General features: G+C 60.6%; 2 protein-coding genes and 1 pseudogene. All 3 read right to left on the bottom strand.

Annotated elements, in window-relative coordinates:
• A pseudogene (locus tag WBF82_RS12785) lies at nucleotides 1-96 on the bottom strand (TauD/TfdA family dioxygenase); the annotation flags it as partial.
• A 13-nt stretch (nucleotides 97-109) separates the two neighbouring features.
• Nucleotides 110-445 carry a hypothetical protein gene (locus WBF82_RS12780; protein ID WP_424383389.1) on the bottom strand — a complete coding sequence of 112 codons (336 nt, stop codon included), beginning with the start codon at nucleotides 443-445 and terminating at the stop codon, nucleotides 110-112.
• Nucleotides 438-1709 carry an aromatic ring-hydroxylating oxygenase subunit alpha gene (locus WBF82_RS12775; RefSeq protein WP_424383390.1) on the bottom strand — a complete coding sequence of 424 codons (1272 nt, stop codon included), beginning with the start codon at nucleotides 1707-1709 and terminating at the stop codon, nucleotides 438-440. The genes WBF82_RS12780 and WBF82_RS12775 overlap by 8 nt, the downstream gene beginning before the upstream one ends.
• Nucleotides 1710-1720 lie beyond the last annotated feature (11 nt).

Raw genomic sequence — 1720 nt, 5'->3', positions numbered from 1 at the left:
GGCGAGCATCTCGTCGGCGACCAGCCGATCGGCATCGATGCCGGTGACTTCCGCGCCCACCGATGTTGTCAGCTTGTTGATGGTAAGCAGGCTCATCACTCGTCCGTTCTCATGGCACCGGTTCGCTGATGCGAATCATGACGGCGTCGGCGGCGTCGGTGGGTCGGGGTTGGCGCATGATCTCTACCGCCATTGCGACCATGATCAGCGAGTAGATGAGGTGCAACAGGTGCAGCGCGTCTTCGGGGATGTCATCAAGCGGAAACTTGTCGCAGTATTCGATCGCCTCTTCCAATCGGGGGAAGAATGCGTCGTAGAAATCTCGCATTTCGGCCTGGGTGCTGGCCATCCGCTTTTCCCACCGCTCGGCTTCTGTTTCCAGACACCAGGTTTCGGCGTACGGCTCGAGTTCGGCGAAGGCGCTGGGTAGTAACGCGTCAGCCATGGTCCGCCCCTACCGGCGTTTGTTCGCGCTGATAATCCGTAACCCAGTCGCCGACAACCTTATGCAGATGGCGGACCAGAATCTCCTGGTCGTTGAGCGGGAACTCGTCGACAACACCGGTCTCTAGGGCGGCCTGCGTGCCGCCAAGCATGCCTGCATCCTGCAGCGCAAATTCCTTGAGCACCACCGCGGCAACCTCGTGTTCGATGCGTTCACGCACACTGCGTGCCGGAGAAAACGCGGTGTAGGCCTCGAACCTGTGAGTGTTATGCGAAGTCGGCCAATACCGGTAGAGCAGATACCACCCGCCGTAGATCAGGATCTCCAAGTTCGGGAAGATCTGAAAATTGCTGATCCCCCAAGGCTCGATGCCGCCCGGGTTGAGCCCCGCCGGCAACTCACCCAGATCGGGGGTTCGCCACGGGCCGACAAGCCCACTGCGAGTGACGCGTTCGATCGGGTACATGAACTCCGGCTCCATCAGCCAGCGGCGGGTGCCGGCCGTGGATACCACGCGGTGCGGACCGTCGATTTGGAAATGGGCGCATTCGAATCCGGCGTTTGGATCGCGTACGTCGGGTGGAACCTGCTGCGGGTGCAGGGATGGCACGTGGTAGTACTCCTGAAATGCGTCGGCGAAGATCTTCCAGTTGCTGTTATTGTCGGCGACCCAGTCGTAGCGCTCGGTGAGCCGGTCGAACGGATACCCGTCCAGCGCGGTGATCATCGGCCCGAGGAACTCTCGCAGATTTTGCCGCGGCTCGGCATCGAAGTTGACGAAGATAAAACCGTTCCAAATATCGCAGTGCACCGACCGCAGCCCGTAAGAGCCGCGATCGAGATCGAAGAATTCGGATTCCTGCTGCACGAACGTCAGCGCGCCGTCCAGGTCGTATCGCCAGCCGTGGTACTTGCAGGTGAACTGCCGGCACACGCCCTTGGTGTCTTCGTTCGGAAAGTCATTCCACATCAACTTGTTTCCGCGGTGCCGGCAAACATTGTGGAATGCGCGGATCGCCTGGTCTTTGCCCTTCACCACAATGATCGACGTGCCGACTGCTGCGATGTCTTTGGTGAAGTAGCTCCCGACGCGCGGGACATCTTCGACGCGGCCGACGTTGAGCCAGGCGCGTTTGAAGATCGACTCACGTTCGGCGGCATAGAACTCCGGTGAGGTTGAGTCGCGAAACGACACCGGTCCGGTGCCCAGATCCGGGTAGTGTTCGGTCCAGCTACCCGCCGCCGGCTTAGGCCATCGCGCCATGCGTACCTCCT

This window comes from Mycobacterium sp. (assembly GCF_049673265.1).
In the GTDB taxonomy this organism is placed as follows: domain Bacteria; phylum Actinomycetota; class Actinomycetes; order Mycobacteriales; family Mycobacteriaceae; genus Mycobacterium.
Note: the sequence above shows the minus strand (reverse complement) of the source record. Positions and strands in the feature narration are given on the sequence as shown.